The following is a 21,199-nucleotide window of genomic DNA, read 5'->3' on the forward strand; positions in this document are numbered from 1 at the left end:
CGCGGCTGCGGACTACACGCCGGTCGCCACGCGGCGGTAACGCACTTCGACCGCCTTTGCCGCTTCGCCCTGCGGCGAGATGTTGGTCATGGTGATGATCAGCTCGTCGTCGCTGGGCTGCTCGATCTCGGTGCGCCAGTCCCAGCGCGGACCGCCCTGCCCGTCGCCGTAGCTTCCGAGCACGTTGAAATGGTCCGCGCTCGCCGGGCCGGCGGAGAACATGATGCTGGTACCGGTGGCGAAGCTCTCCACCCACGCCGACTCGAAGGCGTTGTCGTCCAGGTGCAGGCCGTAGATCGCGACGCCTTCGATCGGATCGTCGCCGAAGCGCGAGCGGTATTCGTGCAGCAGGAAGCGGCCGTCGAGGATGCCGCGGATGGTGCCGCGCTGCGGCGATTCGCAGGCGACGTGGTCGGGCTGGAACCACAAGCGGAAGGTGCCCTCCCATTCGCCGATCATGCGGGCGAGGCGGCGATGGCCGCCTTCGGCGATGGAGGCTTCGAATTCCTTCCTGCCCATGCGGCGCTCCCGTTGGCGTGACGGCGGGCGCCTGCGGACGCCGGTCAGGGCAGCAGCGTACCGAACACCACGCGCGAACGCTCGTCGTAGATGCGAAGCCACAGGGCCTGGCGGCAGGATTCGGCGCAGCGCTTGGCCTGGGGCAATACGGCGGCGAGCGCGGCTTCGGCGCTCACGTAATCGACGGAGGCCTCGGCAAGCTGCTGGGCGAGTGCGCCACCGTCATGGCGGGAGAGTTCGACGCGGTACATTGGTCCTTCCAGCGGGGGCTTGGGTCCACGACGTGGACGGAAAGATGGCATCCGCAGGTTGCCGCACGAGCCGCGCCGCCGCAGTCAGTCGCGGTCGCGGGTGACTGTAGGAGTTTCCCTACGCCAAACTTCCGGGTGGAGCTGAACGTTCACATGTATCCGCTTACAGAGCGCCGCGTATGTGCCTGATCGCCCTCGCGTGGCGTGCGCATCCACGTTATCGGCTGGCGCTGATCGCCAATCGCGACGAGGCGCATGCGCGCGCCGCCGTGCCGGCCGGGGTCGACCCGGACGACCCGACGCTCTATGGCGGCCGCGACCTGCTCGCCGGCGGCAGCTGGCTGCTGGCCTCCACGCACACGCGCCTGGCCGCCGTCACCAACGTGCGCGCCGGCGCGGCCGAGGGCACCATGCCGCGTTCACGCGGCGCGCTGGTGCGCGATTTCGCCGGGGGACGTGACGCCAGCGACGCGTTCATCGGTGCACTCGCGCCACACGCCGCCGAGTACGGCCGCTTCAACCTGCTCGCCTGGGACGGGGAACGCCTCGGCTTCGCAAGCAACCATCCCGGCTTTCGCACACAGGACGTCGCGCCGGGCTTCCATGCGATGTCCAACGGCCCCTTCGACGCCCCGTGGCCCAAGAGCAGCCACGCGGTGGCGGCACTGAAGGCCTGGCTCGACGGTCCCGCTGCGCGCGATGGCGCGATCGAAGATGGCGCGCTCGCGCCGCTGTTCGACGCACTCGCGGACACCACGCCCGGACCCGACGACGCCCTGCCCGACACCGGCGTCGGACTGGACCTCGAACGCCGCCTGTCGCCCGCGTTCGTGCGCGGGCTGCACTACGGCACGCGCTGCAGCACCGTGGTGCTGGTGGACGAGGCGCGCGTCGTGTTCGTCGAACAGAGCTTCGGCCCGGAAGGCGTGCCGCTGGGGCGGACACGGGGCGTCCTCACGCTCGATCCCCCACGGTGACGCCAGCTCCTGCCCGCGTCGTTGCGCGAGACGGACACAGCAGTGCAATCGCGTACAAGGTGGCGGGCGCGCATCGGCCTAACATGTGTCACCCCGCCCCTGCCCCCGCCCTCATGGAAACCCTGGTCCACCTGATCGCCGTGTACGGCCTGCTGGTCGTATTCGTCAGCGTGTTCCTCGACCAGGGCGGCATTCCGGTCCCGGCCTATCCGCCGATCATCCTCACCGCCGCGCTGGCGGTGGACCAGGGCAAAAGCCTGTGGCCGATCGTGCTGGTCGCCGCGGGTGCGGCCGTGATGGCCGACTGGCTCTGGTACATCGGCGGGCGCCGGCTCGGCGCGAAGCTGTTGCGGCTGATGTGCCGGCTCTCGCTGTCTCCCGATTCGTGCGTGCTGATGACGCGCGGCATCTACGGCCGCTGGGGCGCTCCGTCGCTGATCGTCGCCAAATTCGTGCCCGGCTTCGCCGCAGTCGCCACCACGCTCGCCGGCGAAACCGGTACGCGTGCGGGCCGGTTCCTTCTGTTCGACGGCATCGGCGCGCTGCTCTGGGCCGGACTCGCGGTCGCGCTCGGCGCGATATTCCACGAAGCCGTGAACAGCGTGCTCGAACGCCTCGAAGACCTGGGCCGCTACGCGCTGCCGGCCATCCTCGGCCTGATCGTCATCTTCATCGCGTGGAAGCTGTGGCGTCGCCAGAGTTTCCTGCGCCAGCTGCGCATGGCCCGGATCACGCCCGCCGAGCTGAGCCAGCTCATCAGCGGCGGCACCTCGCCACTGATCCTCGACGTGCGCCCGGAACCGCAACGCGCGCTCAGCGGCTGGATTCCCGGCGCGGTGTTCGTGCGCACCATCGGCGAAGCGGCGCTGACGCCGCACGACGAAGTCGTCGTGTACTGCGACTGTCCGAACGAAGCCTCCGCCGCGGTGCTCGCGCGCGCGCTCAACAAGCACGGCTTCAAGCGCGTGCGCCCGCTGGCTGGCGGCTTCCAGGCATGGAAGGACGACGGCCACGACGTGGCCTTCGAGTGAATCGCGCTACGCGCGCGCCCACGGCCACCAGCCGCGCCCCGTGCTCGCGTAGCGGTCGGCCGCACGCTCGAACCGGTTGCGCACGCTGATCCCACCCGACACGAGATAGAGCGGCAGGAACAGCGGCCCCAGCACGAGGTACTGGTACACATGCGCGCGTTCGTGGTCGGCCAGCAGGATCGACGGTTCCTGCGCGTGTCCGGCGCGGTGCGCGTAAGTCACGCACGGCGATTCCAGGTCGTCGCCGGTATGCAGGATCACGTTGCCGAAGGTGATCGCCCCGCCCGGCCCCCACGGCCAGCGATGGAACACCAGCGCCATCTCGCGGCGACGCCAGTGCGCGTGCGCGCCGAACATCAGGCCGGCGGCACCGAGCATCAGGCCCAGCAGCGTGTTGGGCAGCGTCCACAACGCGCCCAGCAGCACCAGCAATCGCAGCACGGCGGTCGGCATGGGCGAAGCCTAACCGATCGCAACCGGCACCCTCATGTGGTGCGGCAATCCTCTTCCGGGATCAGCAGCCAGAGGATCAGGTACACGAGGATGCCGGGGAACGCCGCCGAGACGATCGATGCCAGCACGTAGCCCACGCGCAGCAGGGTCTTGTTCCAGCCGAAACGCCGGGATATCCCGGCGAGGACGCCGGCGACCATGCGGTCGTCGCGGCAGCGGAAAAGGGATCGCGTGACGTTCATGCGCGCGCTCCTCCTCGGGGCGACGCGCGCAGTCTAGTCCCGGGGCTCAGGGCGCGGCGTGACGAATCGCGCTCAGGCGCGCACCCAGCCAGGCGGCCGACGACATGGGGGACTTGCCGGGGCAGCGCACCGCGTAGGCCTTGCCGCTCATGCTGCTACGGGTGCCCGCGCCCTCGATGAACTGCTCGGCGCTGGCGACGAGGTCGCGCTTGACCAGGTAGTCGTATTTGCGACGCAGGTGCGCCTGCGCCTCGTCCGCGGGGTACCAGCGGCCGTTGCGCTGGAACTCGCAGCCCGACGTGCCCAGCGCGACGATCAGCTGCTCGATCTCGCGCTGCGCCTTGGCCGGCGGCGCCGCCTGCGCAAGGCCTACGACGACCAGCGCCAGCAGCGCGGCGCTCAGCAATCGCGGTCGGCGGACGGCGTCGTTCATGCGTCGATTACAACCCCGACAACCACGGCCGCACCACCCCGGTCCAGATCGCGTAGCCGCTCGCGTTCAGGTGCAGGCCGTCCTCGACGAACAGTTCCTCGCGCGGCTGGCCCTGTGCGTCGAGCATCGGCAGGTACACGTCGAGATAGGCGACGTCGTGGTCCTTCGCATACGCGCGCACCCGTGCATTGGCCTCGCGCACCTTCGGCAGCAGCGCCGCGCGCGAGGGACTGGGCTTGATCGCTATGAAGGCGATCGGCAATCCCGGCTGCGCTTCGCGCACGCGCTCGACGAACGAGACGAAGTCGTCGCGCACCTGCAGCGGCGTGCGACCTTCGAACAGGTCGTTGTCGCCGGCGTAGAACACGACCGCGCGCGGCTGGTACGGCGCCACGATGCGGTCGGCGTAGTAGGTCGAATCGCGCACGCGCGAGCCGCCGAAGCCGCGATTGATCAGCGCCACGCCCGGGAAATCGTCGTGCAGGCTGTCCCACAGACGGATCGAGGAACTGCCGACGAACACCACCGAGCCCGGCATGCGCCGCACCAGCGCGTCGGCCTGTTCGAACGCGGCGATGTCCGCTTCGAACTGGCTGGAGTCTGCGACCACCGGAGGCGGCGGTGCGGTACTGGTGGACGGCGTGTTTGCCGTGTGCGTGGCGCACGCGCCGAGGAAAACGAGGCAGGACAACAGTACGAATCGGATCACGGGGCATTCCTTCTGGATCTGCCAAGTGTGACACGCGATTCCGTCGACGATGCGACACGCAATGCGGATCGCCGACCGCGATCACATCGCGATCGCGCATCGCGTTTCGTCAACGCGAACGCTGCGCCAGCCAGTCGTGGATCGCGCCCGGCACTTCGCGCTGCGCACGACTCGACACATAAATGCCGATGTGACCACCCTTGAACGAAAGCTCGCTGTAGTCGTCGCTGCCGACCAGTCCCGACAGCGCCTTCGACGATGCCGGCGGCACCAGGTGATCCTGCTCGGCGAAGATGTTCAGCACCGGCATCCCGACGCTGCGCAGGTCCACCGCGCGACCGCCGATGTCGATGCCGCCCTTGACGAAACCGTTGCCCTGGTAGAACTGCTTGACGAACTGGCGGAACGCCTCGCCGGCCTGGTCGGGCGAATCGAAGATCCACTTCTCCATGCGCAGAAAATCCTCCAGCGCCTTGCGGTCGTCCAGCACGTCGACCAGTCCCACGTACTTCTGCACGAACAGCCGCCACGGCTTGAGCGTGAGGTAGCACCAGTTCATCACGTCCGCCGGCACGTTGCCGAGGGTGTCGACGAACAGGTCCACATCCAGCCCACGCGTCCAGTTGCCGAGCATGTTGTCGCTGGTGTGGAAATCCACCGGCGTCACCATCGTGATCAGGTTGCGCACCTTCGCCGCGTTGAGCGCGGCGTAGCACAGCGAGAACGCGCCGCCCTGGCAGATGCCGAGCAGGTTCACCGCGTCCATGCGGTATTCGCGGCGCAGGTGGTCCACCGCGCCGCCGATGTAGCGCTGGATGTAGTCCTCCAGTTCGAGGTAGCGGTCCGAGCGGTCCGGATAGCCCCAGTCGAGCACGTACACGTCCTCGCCGCGTTCGAGCAGGCCGCGCACGATCGACTTGTCGTCCTGCAGATCGACCATGTACGGACGATTGACCAGCGCGTAGACGATCAGCAGCGGCACCTTCGCCGTCGGCGCGCGCTCACCGCGGAAGCGGTACAGCACGACCTTGCCGTCGCGCCAGACTTCCTCGCGTGCGGTCGCGCCGTAATCGATGTCGTGCACCTGGTGCAGCGTGTCCAGACCGGCGCGCAGCTTGGCCTGGAAGCGCAGCGATTCCTGCGCCAGCACGTCGGGGGTGAAACCCAGCGGACCCAGTCCGTCCATCAGCGCTTCCTCGCCTTCTTCGCCGCTGCGGGCTTCTTCGTCGCCGATGCGGACTTGCTCGCCGGCTTCGATGCGGGCTTGGATGGCGCAGCAGCGGCCTTGCGTGGAGCTGGCCGCTGGACGACCGTGCGCGGCTCGGCCGCTTCCGCGGCGTGCGGCGCGGCGTCGAGCCGGTCGCGCAGGCGGCGCAGTTCGCGTTCCAGTTCGACGATCTTGCGATGCGCCGAGTCCACTTCCGTGCGGCTGGGCATGCCCCACTGCGCGCACATCAGCTCGACTTCCTTCTGCAGGCGGCCGCGCAGGGTCATCTGTGCGTTGACCATCGCCGCGTAGGCGTCGCGGAAGCGCGGCGAGAGCGCAACCTCGGCATAGGCCTCCTCGGCCGCGTCGATCCACAGGTCGAACAGTGCACGTACCGAATCGAGCTGCTTGCCCGGCGCGCTGCGTTCCTCCAGCTTGCGCTCGAAACGCACGAACGCATCCTGCGCCGCTTCGCCCATCAGCGTCTGGTAGGCCTGGCTCTGATCCTGCAGGTCGAGCTGCGCCTGCGCGAGATGCTGCCAGCGCTCCTGGTGCTCGCGCGCGAAACCGAATGCCGGCACGCCCAGCCACGACTTCCCTTCGCGCCACATCGCCAGCCACGGCGCGAAGGCTTCGAACGCCTGCGCGGGACCGGCCTGCAGGTTGCCGGGCATCGCGCCGAGCATGTCCGCGAACGGATTCGCGCCGTCGCCACCGAGCGCCTGCTTCCACGCCGAGGCGATGTCGGCCGCGCTCGCCCGCTGGCCGGCGAACTGCGCCGCCAGCTGCTGCATCTGGCCGAACCAGCCCTGCGCCTGCGACTGGAAACGGCCGACCGCCGCGTCGCCCTGCTCGACACCACCGCGGGCGAGCTGCGACCACCAGCCGAGCGCCTCGTTCCAGCCAGGCATGGCCGATCCGGCGGGCTGCGTGGAGCGCAGGGTCTCGCCCCATGCGTTCCAGTACCGCCGCGTCCACGTTTCGAAATCGTCCAGGCCCTGCATCGCGATCGCCATCGTCCGGTTTGGACGGTCATGGTACCAATGCGGTGTTTCCGCGCCGCGACGGCGCGGCGCGCTCAGGGCTTGGGAATGTGCAGGGTCTTGCTGATCATCAGCGAGCCCGACAGCGCGAACAGCAGCACCAGCGGATGGAACTGCCACGGGCCCAGCTGCACCATGCCCAGCCACAGGTTCGTGCCGATCGCGCCCTGCGAGGCGGCCACGGCCAGCACGATCACCAGCACCAGGCTGGTCGGGATCGGCGTGCCCTCGAAGTACTTCACCTTGTCGCTGCCACCCGACAGAGCCTCGGCGGTGACGTTGTAGCGCGCCAGGCGGCTCACGCCGCAGCCGACGAAGTAACTCAGCACGATCCAGTCCCAGCCGCCCTGCAGGCCGCAGGCATAGGCCAGCGCGGCCGGCGCGACGCCGAAGGAGATCACGTCGGCCAGCGAATCCAGCTCACGGCCGAGGGTCGAGGCCGAGTTGCGCCAGCGGGCCACGCGTCCGTCGAGCGCGTCGAAGATGAAGGCCAGCGGGATCAGCGCCATGCCGATCAGCAGGTCGCTGACCACGCTGTCCTGCAGGAAGCGCATCGCCGCGAAGATCGCGCCCGTGCCGCAGAACGCGTTGGCGAGCGTGAACCAGTCGGCGAGGTGAAACTCGCGCAGCATCGAAAAATGGCGCTTCATGCGGCGCTCCGTGACCATCGAAGCCGCCAGCGTGCCAAACCCGGCGTGAACCCAGCAAGAGGCTGGGCGAACCCGGCCTCCCACCCGCGATCGGGATTCAGCGCGGCATAGCCAGATGCGCGGCCTGCAGCGCCGTGCCCGGGCCACGCGGTTGCGTCGCGATGACGGCGTCGGACGGCAGTGCCGCGCCGGTGTCGAGGTGCGCGTCCACGCGATCGAGCGCGGCGTACACGTACGGCAGCAGCGGCAGGTAGCGCGCGCCGTAGTCGGGCAATCCGAGGAACGCATCGAAATGCTGCGCGTTGCGCACCTGCCAGTAGCGCACGTCGCGCCCGGCCGTCTGCGCCTGGCGCACGTACGGCGCGCTGCTGAAAGCCGGTGGGATCAGGCCGTCGTCGGTGCCGTGGATCACCACCACCGGCAGGCCCTTGCGCGGGAGGGCCGCGCGCGTTTCGTCCACACCGCGATGCACGCGCTGCGCGTCGGCGTCGTCGCCGGTCCACAGGCCACGCAGGCATTGCAGCGACTTCAACGGCGCCGTCGGGTCCGCATCGACGAGGTGCACGCCCGCGCCCGGAGGAATGCCGCTCGCATCCGACCACCAGGCCGCGCGTTCCGCCGCGGTGGCCGCGCGCGGCAGGAAGTCGGTGCCAAGCGCCGAATAGCGATTGCCGCACGGCATCTCGCCGAAACCGTAGCGGCCGTAGGCAGAGGCATACGTCACCGCCACCGCACGCCACAGGTCGAAGCCCACCGACAGCGCGCCGGCCTGCAGCGATTCGTCGGTCCAGCCGTGGGCTTTCAGGGCTTCGTAGGCGGAGCGAGCCTGCGCGGCGGTGTCGTCGCCTTCGATCAGTCCGGCCGCCTTCAATGCCGCGCAGCGCTGCGTCCACAACGGCGCGACCTGCGCCGCGATCGGCGGCTGCGGCAGTCCCTGCTTGTGCAGCAGCGCGCACGGCATCAGCAGGGCGGCTTCGGTCGTGTAGTCGTACAAGGCGCGACTGCCTTCGGCCGAGGTGTAGACGTTCGGCTCGCCGGCGACGACGGCGTCCAGCCAGTCGTCCTTCTCCTCCGCCGCGCGCAGCACCGCGCCACCGCCGTTGGAAATGCCGACCGCGATCACCCGCGTGTTGTCGAAGGTGAACGGCGCCGCCTGCGGGAACGCACGATCCAGCGAGACCAGCGCGAACTGCGCGGCCTGCTTCACGTGGCGCCCCCAGTCGGCCTCCGGGTTGTCCTGCGAATGCGCGTGCTTGAAGGCGACGCCGCTGGTGGCGCTTGCGGTCGCGGCCGGCTCGAACGCCAGACCTTCGCCGCGCGCGCCCACGCTGCCGTCGGCACGCACGCCCTGCCCCGCGTCGAGGTCGAAGTAATCGGTGCCGGCACCCTTGTCGGTGTACGCGACCGCACAGCCCCGGGGCAGGCCCCACGCACCGGCGACGGCAATCGCGCCGTAGATGCCGCGCGAACCGGACGAGGCGGTGACGACCACGCAACGTTTCTTCGCATCGAACGCGTCGGGCACCTGCACCAGCACGCGGTGCGGCTGCTTCGCGCCGTCGACCTTCGCCAGCGCGCTGAACTCGCGGCCCGGCACGTTCGCGGCGCTGCCGTACAGCTCGCCGTAGCCACCGCCCGGCGCGAGGTCGGCGATGCCGCGCCAGTTGGCCCAGAGCGCACGCCGGCGCAGTTCTGCCGGCGTTGGCTGGGCGGCATCGGCAAACGCCGGCGGCGCCATCGCGCGCAGGCCGGCCAGGCCCAGTCCCGCGGTCAGCAGGTCGTCGCCGTCGCGATGTTCGGTGGTGCGCGGCGCATCGAACATCGGCGCGCTCTCCTTCGTGCTGCGCGTGGACGTGGCGCAGGCGGCCAGGACGAGCATGGCACCGGCGACGGCAAGGCGGAGGGTCGGCGTCTTCATGACCGCGAGCCTAGCAAGGCGTGCGGTCGCGCCCATCGTACTTTCGTACCAGCGCGCCCGTGTTGCAGGCCCGGTGCCGCTTGCTAGGCTGGGCGCATGCCGACCCTGCTGATCGCCGACGACCATCCCCTGTTCCGCGCCGCCCTGCGCCAGGCCGCGATGGAGGCCGTGGCCGATGCGGAGATCCACGAGGCCGGCAGCCTCGAAGCGGTGCTGGCGGCGCTCGATGCCGATCCGGGCATCGACCTGGTGCTGCTCGACCTGCACATGCCGGGCAACCACGGCCTCGCCGGACTGGCCGCGGTGCGCGCCCAGCATCCGGGCGTCGCGGTGGTGGTGGTCTCGGCCAACGACGACCCTCGCGTGGTGCGGCGCGCGCTCGACCACGGCGCCGCCGGCTACCTGCCCAAGAGCGCCGGGCTGGACGAACTGCGCGACGCGATCCGCGCCGTGCTCGCCTGCGAACAATGGCTGCCTTCGTCGCTGCGTGCGGCCGTGTCGCGCACCCAGAGCGACAGCGGCGACGCCGACCTCGCGGCGCGACTGGCGAGTCTCTCGCCGCAGCAGTTCCGCGTGCTGACGCTGGTCGCGCAGGGCCTGCTCAACAAGCAGATCGCCGACCGCCTCGAAGTGCAGGAACGCACGGTCAAGGCGCACCTGTCGGCGATCTTCGAACGCCTCGGCGTGCGCAACCGCACCCAGGCCGGCGTCGTGCTGCGCGAGCTGGAGCTGGTCGATCCGGCAAGGCAGATGGCGTCGTGATGACGTAGCCCGGGTAAGCGAAGCGCACCCGGGGTTCGATGCACATCGATGGTCGACATCCCGGGTGCGCTTCGCTTACCCGGGCTACTTGATGGCGATGGCTACGACCACTCCACTTCACGCGCGGCCAGCACGCGATCCAGCACCGACTTCAACGCCAGCGGCTTGACCGGCTTGGCGAGCAGCGACAGGCCGGCTTCGTGCACGGCACGGCGCACGTGTTCGCCGCGGTCTGCGCTGAGGACCAGGGTCGGATGCGGTCCGAACAGCTCGGCCAGGCGCGAGGCGAGTTCGACACCCGTGTCGCCGTCGTCGAGGTGGTAGTCGAACAGCCACAGCGCAGCCGGTGCGCGGCGCAGCGCCACTTCCGCCTCGACGCCATCGCCGGCGGTGACCACCTCGTAACCCCAGCGCGCGAGCACACCAGCCAGCGCATCCATCGCCTGCGGATCGTTGTCGACCACCAGCACGCGCAGGCCGTCGCCTTCGCGTGGCATCGACGTCGGCAGAGCGGCCGGTCGCGGCGCGCGCCCCACCCGCACCGAAAACGCGGTCCCCCGCTCCATCCCACTGCGCAATGCCAGTGGTGCGTCGAGCAGCTGCGCAATGCGCTCGGCGATCGATAAGCCAAGACCGAGTCCCTGACCCGGCGCATCTTCGCCGCGACGGAATTCCTCGAAGATCGCCGTTTGCTGCTCGACCGGGATGCCCGGACCGGTGTCGAGCACTTCGATACGCAGGCCATCGCCGGCACGACGCACGCCCAACAGCACGCTGCCGCGCTCTGTATAGCGCACCGCATTGGCGAGGAAGTTCTGCAGCACGCGGCGCAGCAGCTGCGGATCGGTATGCGTCCACGCGCGCGTCGGCACGAAGCGGAAGCGCAATCCACGCGCGGCGGAAATCGCGCGGAACTCCGACGCCAGCGGTTCCAGCACGTCGGCCAGCGGGAACGCGCGCGGCTGCGGCACCAGCCCGCCCGCTTCCAGCCGCGACATGTCGAGCAGGCCGGTGAGCAGGTCGTTGGTCGAGTCCAGCGCGCCGCCGATCTGCGCCACCGTCTCGCGCTGGCGCGGCTCCTGCAGCTGCTGGCCGAGCGAATCGGCGAACAGCTGCGCGGCGTGCAGCGGCTGCATCAGGTCGTGGCCGATCGCGGCGAGGAAGCGGCTCTTGGCTTCGTTCGCGCGTTCGGCCTCGCGCTTGGCGACTTCGAGGTCGGCGGTGCGCTCGACCACGCGCAGTTCCAGCGTTTCGTTGGCCATGATCAGGCCGGCCTCGGCACGACGGAACGCGGTGACGTCGGTGAAGGTGGCGACGAAACCGCCGCCCGGCATCGGATTGCCGCGGATCTCGACGATGCTGCCGTCCGGCAACACGCGTTCGGACAGGTGCGGCGTACCCGCGCGCATGAAGGCAAGTCGCCGTTCGAGCGCGCGTTCGAGTTCGCGCCCGCTCCATCCACGCGACGGCAGTCGCTGCAACGCCCAGCGCGAGAGTTCGGCGATGGGACGTCCCACCTGCAGCAGTTCCGGCGGGAACCCGAACAGCTCGGCATAGCGCCGGTTCCACGCGACCAGGCGCAGCTCGGCATCGACCACGCTGATGCCCTGGCTCATGTTCTGCAATGCGGCTTCGAGCACGCGCTGGTTGAAGCGCAGGTCGGCGGACGCTTCGCCGACGATGGCGGCGACGGTGTCGAGATCATGCCCGGTCGCGCGACGTGCGGCATCGAGCAGCACGCGCGCCGACGCCGAACCCAGCACCGCCGCGAGCTCGCGTTCGATGTGCGCTTCGATCGATGCCGCGACCGGCTCGTTCGCTGGCACGTCCTGCAGCAACTGCATCACGCGTTCGCGCGGCAGGAAACGCAGGCCGGCGTCGCGCAGGGTCTGCACGTCGAGACCGCGATGCGCGGCACGCGGCGTTTCGCGACGCCACATCGCCGCGAGCACCGTGGCGAACGTACCCACGAACAGGCTCGCGCCGACCGCGCGGCCGAGACGGCTCCATCCTGTGAGCCCGAACAGCCCATCCGGCGCGAGCCAGCCGAAACCGGCGGGACCGGCATGGATCCATGAGGGTGGCGTACCGCGCGCTTCCAGCGCCATCGGCACCAGCAACACCCACGCCCATGCAGTGAAGCCGCCGACGATACCGATCACCGCCGCGCGTGGCGGCGTCTGCGGCCGCCACACCGCGAAGCACAGCGCCGGCGCCAGCGTCGCCAGTGCGGAGAACGAAACCGCGCCGACGTCGGCCAGCGCATCGCTGCCGGCGAGCAGGCGGCTGTACGCCCACGCCAGCAGCATGATCACCACGATGCCGCTGCGTCGCAGCGCCAGCACGCTGCCGCGCAGGTCGCTGCCGTCGTTGCGCGACCACGCGCCGCGCAGCAGGCCCGGCGCGAACCAGTGGTTGCCGATCATCAGGCTCAACGTGAGCGTGCTCACCACGACCATGCCCGTGGCCGCGCTGAGCCCGCCGAGGAACGCGAACAGCGCCAGCCCTTCCTGCCCCTGCGACAACGGCAACGCCAGCACGTGCAGGTCCGACGGCACGCCGCTGCCGCCGAGCAGCGCATGACCCGCCGTCGCCAGCGGCAGCACCGGTAGCGCGATCAGCACGAGATACAGCGGGAACTGCCAGCGCGCGGTGCGCACGTCGCGCTCGTCGCGGCATTCGACGACACCGACGTGGAACTGGTGCGGCAGGATGAACATCGCCAGCGCACCGAGCAGCACCAGCGGCGCGAACCCGTCGGCCGGTGCGACCGGTGCCGGCACCGGCGGCGCTTCCGGCAGGTCGCCCAGGCCGATCCACACGAACAGGCCCAGCGCCAGCATCGCGGCGAGCTTGAACACCGACTCGAACGCCATCGCCAGCACGAGTCCGCGGTTGTGTTCGGCGGCGCTCGCTCGGCGCGTGCCGAACAGCATCGCGAACAGCGCCATCGCCAGCGCGACGTACAGCGCGCTGTCCTGCCACGCCGGCGCGATCGCACCCTCTGCGGTGCGCGTGGTGAGCATGGCGAAACTCATTGCCACTGCCTTGAGCTGCAGCGCGATATACGGAATCAGCCCGAGCGCCGCGATCAGCGTGACCGTCGCCGCGAGCCACGCGTCCTTGCCCAGGCGCGTGGCGATCAGGTCGGCAAGCGAGGTGGCGTTGGTTTCGCGCGACAGCCGCACCAGCCGCACCATGAAGGCGATGCCGAGTGCGTACAGCAGGATCGCGCCGAGGAATGTCGGCGGAAGTGGCCAGCCGTAGCGTGCGGCCTGCGTGACCGTGCCGTAGAACGTCCACGACGTGCAGTGCACCGCCAGCGACAGTGCATAGACATGGCGCCAGTGGCGCGCGAGGACGGTCGGCCGTCGTTCGGCGTAGAGCGCCGTGCCGAACATCAGCGCCAGCCAGGCGAGGCTGGCCAGGGCGACGGTGGTGAAGCTCAGCATGGATACGCGGCAAGGCTCATGGGGTCAGGATAAACAATGCTTCCCTTCGCGCGGAGGCCGTCACGCCCACGCCGCTGCGCGTCGCCCCTCTTCCGCCCTGCGGCACCTTCTCCCGCAAGGGGAGAAGGGATACAAGCCCTTTGGACTGCGATGTCCCTCTCCCCTCGCGGCGACCGAAGGGAGTGCAGAGCTGAGAGGGACAGGCCGCCGAAGGCGGCCAGGGAGAGGGGCGTGGCACGCGCTTCTCCCCTCTTCCGCCCTGCGGGCACCTTCTCCCGCAAGGGGAGAAGGAAGTACGCCCATCAGAAGTCGTAGCGCACCGACAACGTGTACTGGCGCGGCGGACCGTAGAAGCCGGTCAGCACGCCCAGCGCGGCGTTGAGGTTGTAGCCGGTGGTCCGGTACTCCTTGTCGGCCAGGTTGGTGCCCTGCAGCGACAGCGACCAGGCATCGTCGATCTGCCAGACCACGCCCGCGTTCACCAGGCCGTAGCCGTCCTGGGTGATCGGCAGCGCGCCGGTGCGGACGATCTCGGTCGTGGCGACCACGTCGCTCTGGTAGGTGTAGCCCACGCGCGCGGCAAGGTTGCCGCCGCCGGACAGGTCGGTGCGGTATTCGACGTTCAGCGCGCCCGAGAAGTCCGGGGCGTTGGTGAACTCCTGCTCGTCGGCGATGTTGACGTTGGCGTACATGAACTCGTCGTACTTCGCGTCCAGCCACGCCAGGTTGCCGCTGATCAGCCAGTTCGGCGTCGGCAGCCACTGGTATTCGACTTCCACGCCTTCCACGGTGCCCGAACCGGCGTTGGTGAAATCGCCGAAGAACGCATCGTTGACGCCGTCGCCATTGCTGTCGTAGGAGGTGAACACCGACAGCTGGATGTCCTCATACTTGTTGTGGAACGCGGCCAGGTTGAGGAACAGCGTCTGGTCAAGGAACGCCATCTTGCTGCCGATTTCGTAGCTGTCGACCGACTCGTCGTCGAACGGCTCGGCCGAACGCGGCACCGCGGTCGCCTGCGCGCGGATGTTGTAGCCGCCGGACTTGAAGCCGCGCGTTGCCAGGCCGTAGACCATGATGTCGGGCGTGATCTGGTAATCCAGCGAGATCTTCGGCGAGGTGTTCTCGAAGCCGATGCGCTTGTCGAAGTTCGCCGCGATCGGGGTGGGGTTGTTGGCCGCGCAGCGCACCGCCAGCGTGGTGAACGTGGCATCGGTGTAGCAGCGGTTGAGCACGACCGCGTGCTTCTTCTCGTCGGTGTAGCGTGCGCCGACGTCGAGCTTGAGCCTGTCGGTCAGGTCGAACGTCCAGTCGGCGTACATCGCGAGCTGGTCGGTGAAGATCGTGCCCTGCGTGTCGCCGAAGGACAGGTTGAAGAAGTTGTTGAGCACCTGGCCGCCGGCCTCGCCGTCGAAAGCGTAGAGACCGACCACGCCGCGGCTGCGGCCGCCCGCGTCGTAGTTTACCTGCAGTTCGTTGCTGAGCTGCTCGTCGCTGTAGAACGCCTTCACGTCGGCGATCTTGTTGGGCAGCGTGTCGAAGTCGATGTTGGTCTCGGTGTCGGACTCGCGCTTGGCGAGGACGTACTTGAGCGTCCAGTCCTCGTTGATGCGCCAGTTGACCGTGGCCGAAGCGCCCTTCATGTCGGTGTCGTTGACGTTGGGCATGCCGCTGCGGATGTCGTAGCGGTCGTCCAGCGGCGCGACGCCGGGGGCGAAGCGGTTGGGCGCCAGCATCTTCGCGCCGCGCACGCCGGACTGGTCGTCCATCCAGTCGAAGGCGAACTGGATGTCGAGATCCTCGTTCACGTACGCGCCGAGCTGGCCGCGCATGGCGAGGATCTCCTTGTCGCTGACGTCCTGCCCGCTGAACTCGTTCTCGCCGAAACCGTCGCGGTTGAAGCTGCCCACGGCCAGGCGGCCGCGCAGTGCGCGGTCGCCGACCGATCCGCCGACCGACGCCTTCACGTCGAGCTGATTATAGTTGCCGACGGTGATCGAGGCGCGCCCGTCGGGCTCGACCGTGAGGCCGCGCGAGATGTACTTGATCGCACCGCCGATCGTGTTCTTGCCGTACAGCGTGCCCTGCGGGCCGCGCAGCACTTCCACGCGCTCGGCGTCGAACACGTCCAGCAGCGCGCCCTGCGGACGGGCGATGTAGACGTCGTCCATGTAGATGCCCACGCCCGGGTCCACGCCCCACAGCGGATCGGACTGGCCGACGCCGCGGATGTAGGCGGTGACGGTGCTGCTGGAACCGCGCGCGGCGTAGATGGTGAGGTTGGGCACCTGCGCGTCGAGATCGCCCAGGTCCTCGATGTTGAGCTTGTCCAGCGCGTCGGCGGTGAACGCGGTGACCGCGACCGGCACTTCCTGCAGCGTCTCCTCGCGCTTGCGCGCGGTGACGGTGACGGCGCCGAGGTTGGTGGCCTTCGCCCCTTCCTGCGCGGGCGCGGTGTCCTGCGCCATGACCGGCGGCGCCATCAGCGCGCAGGCGATGGCGATGCTCAGTCCGGTGCGGTGCTTGTTGCTGTGGATCATTCGACGCTCCTCCCCCAATCGTTGGCCGAACCGGCCAGCGGCCGGGCGAAATGGACGACGGACCCTCCCCCGTCTTGCGGCAAGACTAGGTCCGCGCGCCACGCCGACGCTGCTGTACCTTCGGACAATGCCGGCGTCAGTCGACCGCGCGGAGACTCGCTGCCACGAGGGGGCGTCCGCAAGCTCCACAAGGACCGGGGAATGGCATTTCTGATCGTGCTGGCCGCGCTGTGCTTCCTGATGTTCGTGGCCTACCGCGGCTACAGCGTGATCCTGTTCGCCCCCGTCGCCGCGCTCGGCGCGGTGCTGTTGACTGACCCGACGCTGGTCGCGCCGATGTTCACCGGCCTGTTCATGGACAAGATGGTCGGCTTCCTCAAGCTGTATTTCCCCGTGTTCCTGCTCGGCGCGATCTTCGGCAAGCTGATCGAGCTGTCGGGCTACTCCAAGGCGATTGTCGCCGCGACCATCCGTCTGTTCGGTGCGGGCCGCGCAATGCTGTCGATCGTGGTGGTGTGCGCGCTGCTGACCTACGGCGGCGTGTCGCTGTTCGTGGTGGTGTTCGCGGTGTATCCGTTCGCTGCCGAGCTGTTCCGCCAGAGCGACATCCCCAAGCGCCTGATCCCCGGCACCATCGCGCTGGGTGCGTTCACCTTCACAATGGACGCGCTGCCGGGAACGCCGCAGATCCAGAACATCATCCCGACCACGTTCTTCGGCACCAACACCTGGGCCGCGCCGTGGCTGGGCACGCTGGGCGGCGTGTTCATCCTGATCGTCGGCCTGGCGTATCTGGAGTGGCGTCGGCGCGCGGCACTTGCGAAGGGCGAAGGCTACGGGACGGAACTGGTCAACGAACCGGCGTCGTTCGCGGGCGAATCGCTGGCGCATCCGCTGATCGCGATCCTGCCGCTGGTGCTGGTCGGCGTGGCGAACAAACTGCTGACGGTGGCGATCCCGCGTTTCTACGGCGACAGCCACAGCTTCGATCCGGCGGTGATCGGCAACGCCGCGCCGGTGGTGCAGGAAGTGGCGAAGATCTCCGCGATCTGGGCCGTGCAGGGTGCGCTGTTGATCGGCATCGTCACCGTGCTCGTCTTCGCGTGGAAACCGGTGATGGCCTCGTTCGCCGAGGGCACGAAATCCGCGATCGGAGGCGCACTGCTGGCAGCGATGAACACCGCGTCCGAGTATGGCTTTGGCGCGGTGATCGCGGCACTGCCGGGCTTCCTCGTCGTCGCCAACGCGCTGGGCGCCATTCCCAATCCGCTGGTCAACGAAGCCGTCACCGTCACCGCGCTGGCCGGCATCACCGGCTCGGCATCCGGCGGCATGAGCATCGCGTTGGCCGCGATGTCGGACACTTTCATCGCCAACGCGAACGCGGCGGGCATTCCGATGGAGGTGCTGCACCGCATCGCGGCGATGGCGTCGGGCGGCATGGACACCCTGCCCCACAACGGCGCGGTCATCACCCTGCTCGCCGTCACCGGCCTGACCCATCGCCAGGCCTACAAGGACATCTTCGCGATCACGCTGATCAAGACCGCCGCGGTGTTCGTGGCGATCGGCGTGTTCTACGCGACGGGACTGGTGTAACGCGCTCAGCGCCCGCGCAGGCCGCGGAACACCTTGAGGATCGCCGTCACGCTGCGCGCCGCGTCGTCTTCGGTCGTGGCCCAGTTCGACACCGAGATGCGCATCGCGCCACGCCCCTGCCACACGGTGCCGCCGAGCCAGCACGTGCCTTCGCGCTGCACACCGTCGATCACCGCGCGGGTTACGTCGTCATCGTCGTCGAAGCGCACCAGCACCTGGTTGAGCACCACGTCGTTGAGGATGCGCACGCCGTCTTCGCCCGCCAACGCCTCGGCCATCTGCGTCGCACGCGCGCAACTGCGCGCGATCAGGTCCTGGATGCCGTCGCTCCCCAAGGCCCGCAGCGTCGCGTAGACCGGCACGCCGCGCGCGCGGCGCGAGAACTCCGGCACCCAGTCCACCGCGTCGCGCTCGGCCCCGCGGGTCTGCACGAGGTACGCGGCGGTGGACGTCATCGCCGTGCGATGCGCCTCGGCGTCACGGACCATCGCCACGCCGCTGTCGTAGGGCACGTTGAGCCATTTGTGTGCGTCGGTCGCCCACGAATCTGCCAGGTCGATGCCGTCGGCGAGCGCGCGATGCGCGGCGCTCGCGCGTGCCCACAGGCCGAACGCCCCGTCGACGTGCAGCCACGCGCCATGCGCCCGCGTGGCCTCGCCGATTTCGCGCAATGGATCGAACGCACCGGTATTCACATTGCCGGCCTGCGCGCAGACGATGGTCGGCCCATCAAGCGTGGCGAGCAGTTCGCGCAGCCGATCCGCGCGCATGCGCCCTTGCCCGTCGCTTTCCACGCGCAGAACCGAGCGCGTGCCCAGGCCGAGGTAGCGCAAGGCCACGTCGATGGTGATGTGCGATTCGGCCGAAGCCACCACATGGATGCGCGGGGCGCCGATCAGTCCGTCGGCCTCCACGTCCCAGCCCGCGCGTCGCAGCACCGCATGCCGCGCCGCCGCGAGGCAGGTGAAGTTGGCCATCTGGCAACCGGTGACGAAACCTACGCCGGCGTCGCGCGGCAGGTCGAACAGGTCCAGCAGCCACTGCGCGGCGACTTCCTCCAGCACCGACACCAGTGGCGAGATCGCATAGATGCCGGCGTTCTGGTCCCAGGTGGACACCAGCCAGTCCGCCGCCAGAGCGACCGGCGTCGCGCCGCCGACGACGAAACCGAAATAGCGCGGCGAATTGCACGCGACCGCGCCGCGATCGACATGCCCCGCAATCAGGTCGATCACCTCGCCGCCTTCGTCGCCGTGTTCCGGCAATGGCGCGCGCAGCGCCGCGATCAACTCTTCGCGCGTGGCTTTCGCACCGACGTGGCGATCGGGAAGCCGGCGCAGGTAATGCGCGGCGTGCCGGCCGGCCTTCTCCAGGTATTCGTCGAAGACGGCGGACTGGAAGCGATCGGTGGCCATGACGAGGTTCCGTTCGAGGGTTGGCGAAGGATACGACCCACCGGGCCGACAGCGGTCAACGTCCACGTCGCGGTGCGTGCACGCGCGGCCGCCTAGGCTGGTCCCGAACACTGGCACGGAGGCCGCCAATGGCCGGGCAACACCCCGATCCGCCCCGGGAGTACCTCGACAAGCTGCGGCTGGTCTGCCTCGACCTGCCCGATGTCGCCGAGGAACAGGCCTGGACCGGCACGCGCTGGTGCATCGGCAAGAAGAACTTCGCGCACGCGGTGATGATCACCGACGGCTGGCCGCCGGCCTACGCCAAGGTCGCCGGCACCGACGGCCCGCGGTGCGTGCTGACGTTCCGCACGCCGCGGCCGGTCGCCGAAGTGCCGCGCCTGTCGCGACCGCCCTACTTCCTGCCGCGCTGGTGGCCGGACATCGCCGGCATGGCGCTGGATGTCGACACCGACTGGGACGACGTGGAGCAGCACCTCGTCGCCAGCTACTGCGCGATGGCGCCGAAGAAGCGCAATGGGTGCAGGCCAACCGCGCCTGAGGCGCGCGTGGACGCGCGGCGGCGTCCGGCTATAGTCGGCGCATCCAGCCTCAGGACCGCCGCATGCAACAGTCGCCATCGCACCGTGCCACGCCGCGTTTCCCGTGGCGCTATCTGGTGCTGGTGGTGGTGCCGCTGGCGATCGCGGTGGCGATGTCGCATTACCCGCTGTCCTCCGTGCCCGCCGTCGCGCCCGCGGCGCAGGCCACGCACGACGCGCTGACCTCGCCGCTGTCGCGCTTCCTGATGCAGTTGCTGGTGGTGCTGGCGGTGGCCAAGAGCGCGGGCTGGCTGCTGCGCCGTTTCGGCCAGCCGGCGGTGATCGGCGAGATGGCCGCGGGCCTGCTGCTTGGACCGCTGCTGTTCGGCGCGGTCTGGCCGCAGGCGCAGGGCTGGCTGTTCGCGCCGGAGAGCCTGGGCGCGCTCGGTCTGGTCAGTCAGTTGGGCGTGTTGATGTTCCTGTTCGTCGCCGGCGCGGAACTCGACCTGTCGAGCCTCGACGGCCGGCGCAGGTTTGCGGTGCTGGTGAGCCATGCCGGCATCGCGCTGCCGTTCCTGTGCGGTGTGCTGCTGGCGTTCGCATTGCGCGCCGAGCACACCCCGGCCGGTATCGGCTTCGACAGCTTCGCCCTGTTCATGGGCTTGTCGCTGAGCATCACCGCGTTCCCGGTGCTGCTGCGCATCCTGTCGGATCGCGGCATCGCAGGCACCGAGCTGGGGCGCATCGCGGTCGCGTGCGCGGCATTGGGCGATGCGAGCGCGTGGTGCCTGCTGGCGGTGATCATCGCCACGGTGCAGGCCAGCGGCTTCGGCATGGCGGCGGTGAGCCTGGTCGGCACGCTGCTGTTCGCGGTGGCCGTGATCGCGCTGCTGCGCCCACGCATCGCGCGCCACGCACTGAGCCCTGAACACGAAGGACGCGCGCTCATCGCGCTGCTGATGCTCGCGCTGGTGTGCAGCCTGATCACCGAGCTGCTCGGCATCCACGCGCTGTTCGGCGCGTTCCTCGCCGGCGTGGCGGTGTCCGGCCACGCGCGCCTGCGCGAGGTACTGGTGGAACGCGTGGAGCCGTTCGCGATCTCGCTGCTGCTGCCGCTGTTCTTCGCCATGACCGGTCTGCGCCTGCGCATCGACGGCTGGCGCGCGGAAGACCTGCTGCTGGCGCTTGCCATCATCGCCACCGCGACGTTCGGCAAGGGCGTGGGCACCTGGGTCGCCGCGCGCAGCGCCGGCATGCCCAACACCGATGCCCTGCGCCTGGGCGCGCTGATGAACACGCGCGGCCTGATGGAGCTGATCGTGCTCAATCTGGGCTACGAACTGGGCCTGATCGGCGATCGCCTGTTCGCGATGCTGGTGATCATGGCGCTGGTCACCACCGCGATGACCGGGCCGCTGCTGGAGTGGATCGAGCGGCGCGCGCGACGCTGAGCGCGCTGCGCGCACCGCCGCACGGC

The 21,199-nt window shown here is 69.4% G+C and carries 19 protein-coding genes; 6 read left to right on the top strand and 13 right to left on the bottom strand.

Going from position 1 to position 21,199, the window contains the following annotated elements; translation table 11 throughout:
• Nucleotides 1–12: 12 nt before the first annotated feature.
• Nucleotides 13–519: a DUF1579 domain-containing protein gene (locus FOF45_RS17185; protein WP_158987004.1), complete on the bottom strand. Its 507-nt coding sequence runs from the start codon at nucleotides 517–519 to the stop codon at nucleotides 13–15.
• Nucleotides 520–563: 44 nt separating this feature from the next.
• Nucleotides 564–770 (bottom strand): hypothetical protein, encoded by a 207-nt coding sequence (locus FOF45_RS17190; protein WP_158987006.1) that lies wholly within the window; start codon nucleotides 768–770, stop codon nucleotides 564–566.
• Between the two features lie 179 nt (nucleotides 771–949).
• On the opposite strand from FOF45_RS17190, the gene FOF45_RS17195 reads away from it, so the two are divergent.
• Together FOF45_RS17195 and FOF45_RS17200 are read left to right on the top strand one after the other, a co-directional pair.
• Nucleotides 950–1,747, top strand: coding sequence for an NRDE family protein (locus tag FOF45_RS17195; RefSeq protein WP_158987008.1), 798 nt, complete (start codon nucleotides 950–952; stop codon nucleotides 1,745–1,747).
• Nucleotides 1,748–1,860: 113 nt separating this feature from the next.
• Nucleotides 1,861–2,778 carry a rhodanese-like domain-containing protein gene (locus FOF45_RS17200; protein ID WP_158987010.1) on the top strand — a complete coding sequence of 306 codons (918 nt, stop codon included), beginning with the start codon at nucleotides 1,861–1,863 and terminating at the stop codon, nucleotides 2,776–2,778.
• Nucleotides 2,779–2,784: 6 nt separating this feature from the next.
• On the opposite strand, the gene FOF45_RS17205 is transcribed toward FOF45_RS17200, so the two are convergent.
• From FOF45_RS17205 to FOF45_RS17240, 8 genes are all read right to left on the bottom strand, one after another.
• The gene (locus FOF45_RS17205; protein WP_158987012.1) at nucleotides 2,785–3,231 is read right to left on the bottom strand and encodes a hypothetical protein; all 447 of its coding nucleotides are present in this window, start codon (nucleotides 3,229–3,231) and stop codon (nucleotides 2,785–2,787) included.
• A 32-nt stretch (nucleotides 3,232–3,263) separates the two neighbouring features.
• Nucleotides 3,264–3,473 carry a PspC domain-containing protein gene (locus FOF45_RS17210; RefSeq protein ID WP_158987013.1) on the bottom strand — a complete coding sequence of 70 codons (210 nt, stop codon included), beginning with the start codon at nucleotides 3,471–3,473 and terminating at the stop codon, nucleotides 3,264–3,266.
• A 46-nt stretch (nucleotides 3,474–3,519) separates the two neighbouring features.
• The gene (locus tag FOF45_RS17215; protein WP_158987015.1) at nucleotides 3,520–3,906 is read right to left on the bottom strand and encodes a YfeK family protein; all 387 of its coding nucleotides are present in this window, start codon (nucleotides 3,904–3,906) and stop codon (nucleotides 3,520–3,522) included.
• Between the two features lie 7 nt (nucleotides 3,907–3,913).
• Complete coding sequence (locus FOF45_RS17220) at nucleotides 3,914–4,615, bottom strand: SGNH/GDSL hydrolase family protein (RefSeq protein ID WP_233264181.1); 702 nt, start codon at nucleotides 4,613–4,615, stop codon at nucleotides 3,914–3,916.
• Nucleotides 4,616–4,724: 109 nt separating this feature from the next.
• Nucleotides 4,725–5,801, bottom strand: coding sequence for a class III poly(R)-hydroxyalkanoic acid synthase subunit PhaC (locus FOF45_RS17225; RefSeq protein ID WP_158987017.1), 1,077 nt, complete (start codon nucleotides 5,799–5,801; stop codon nucleotides 4,725–4,727).
• Nucleotides 5,801–6,838 (bottom strand): class III poly(R)-hydroxyalkanoic acid synthase subunit PhaE, encoded by a 1,038-nt coding sequence (phaE, locus tag FOF45_RS17230; RefSeq protein WP_158987019.1) that lies wholly within the window; start codon nucleotides 6,836–6,838, stop codon nucleotides 5,801–5,803. The genes FOF45_RS17225 and phaE overlap by 1 nt, the downstream gene beginning before the upstream one ends.
• A 62-nt stretch (nucleotides 6,839–6,900) precedes the next feature.
• On the bottom strand, nucleotides 6,901–7,515 hold the full coding sequence (locus FOF45_RS17235; protein ID WP_158987021.1) for a CDP-alcohol phosphatidyltransferase family protein: 615 nt from the start codon (nucleotides 7,513–7,515) through the stop codon (nucleotides 6,901–6,903).
• A 97-nt stretch (nucleotides 7,516–7,612) separates the two neighbouring features.
• Nucleotides 7,613–9,433, bottom strand: a complete 1,821-nt coding sequence (locus FOF45_RS17240) for a D-(-)-3-hydroxybutyrate oligomer hydrolase (RefSeq protein WP_233264182.1) — start codon at nucleotides 9,431–9,433, stop codon at nucleotides 7,613–7,615.
• Between the two features lie 96 nt (nucleotides 9,434–9,529).
• Between FOF45_RS17240 and FOF45_RS17245 the strand changes: the two genes are divergently transcribed.
• On the top strand, nucleotides 9,530–10,195 hold the full coding sequence (locus tag FOF45_RS17245; RefSeq protein WP_158987023.1) for a response regulator: 666 nt from the start codon (nucleotides 9,530–9,532) through the stop codon (nucleotides 10,193–10,195).
• Between the two features lie 101 nt (nucleotides 10,196–10,296).
• Here the strand turns inward: FOF45_RS17245 and FOF45_RS17250 are convergent, their stop codons facing one another.
• Both FOF45_RS17250 and FOF45_RS17255 read right to left on the bottom strand, forming a co-directional pair.
• On the bottom strand, nucleotides 10,297–13,647 hold the full coding sequence (locus FOF45_RS17250; RefSeq protein WP_158987025.1) for a hybrid sensor histidine kinase/response regulator: 3,351 nt from the start codon (nucleotides 13,645–13,647) through the stop codon (nucleotides 10,297–10,299).
• Nucleotides 13,648–13,949: 302 nt separating this feature from the next.
• A complete protein-coding gene (locus FOF45_RS17255) occupies nucleotides 13,950–16,187 on the bottom strand; it encodes a TonB-dependent receptor (RefSeq protein ID WP_158987027.1) in 2,238 nt (745 codons plus the stop codon).
• A gap of 201 nt (nucleotides 16,188–16,388) precedes the next feature.
• Between FOF45_RS17255 and FOF45_RS17260 the strand changes: the two genes are divergently transcribed.
• Nucleotides 16,389–17,786, top strand: coding sequence for a GntP family permease (locus tag FOF45_RS17260; protein WP_158987029.1), 1,398 nt, complete (start codon nucleotides 16,389–16,391; stop codon nucleotides 17,784–17,786).
• Nucleotides 17,787–17,791: 5 nt separating this feature from the next.
• On the opposite strand, the gene FOF45_RS17265 is transcribed toward FOF45_RS17260, so the two are convergent.
• Nucleotides 17,792–19,201 (bottom strand): pyridoxal phosphate-dependent decarboxylase family protein, encoded by a 1,410-nt coding sequence (locus FOF45_RS17265; protein WP_158987031.1) that lies wholly within the window; start codon nucleotides 19,199–19,201, stop codon nucleotides 17,792–17,794.
• A gap of 128 nt (nucleotides 19,202–19,329) precedes the next feature.
• On the opposite strand from FOF45_RS17265, the gene FOF45_RS18415 reads away from it, so the two are divergent.
• Nucleotides 19,330–19,965: a hypothetical protein gene (locus FOF45_RS18415; protein WP_233264183.1), complete on the top strand. Its 636-nt coding sequence runs from the start codon at nucleotides 19,330–19,332 to the stop codon at nucleotides 19,963–19,965.
• Nucleotides 19,866–21,173: a cation:proton antiporter domain-containing protein gene (locus tag FOF45_RS17275; RefSeq protein WP_233264248.1), complete on the top strand. Its 1,308-nt coding sequence runs from the start codon at nucleotides 19,866–19,868 to the stop codon at nucleotides 21,171–21,173. The genes FOF45_RS18415 and FOF45_RS17275 overlap by 100 nt, the downstream gene beginning before the upstream one ends.
• Nucleotides 21,174–21,199 lie beyond the last annotated feature (26 nt).

It is taken from the genome of Lysobacter panacisoli (assembly GCF_009765165.1).
Lineage (GTDB): Bacteria > Pseudomonadota > Gammaproteobacteria > Xanthomonadales > Xanthomonadaceae > Lysobacter_J > Lysobacter_J panacisoli.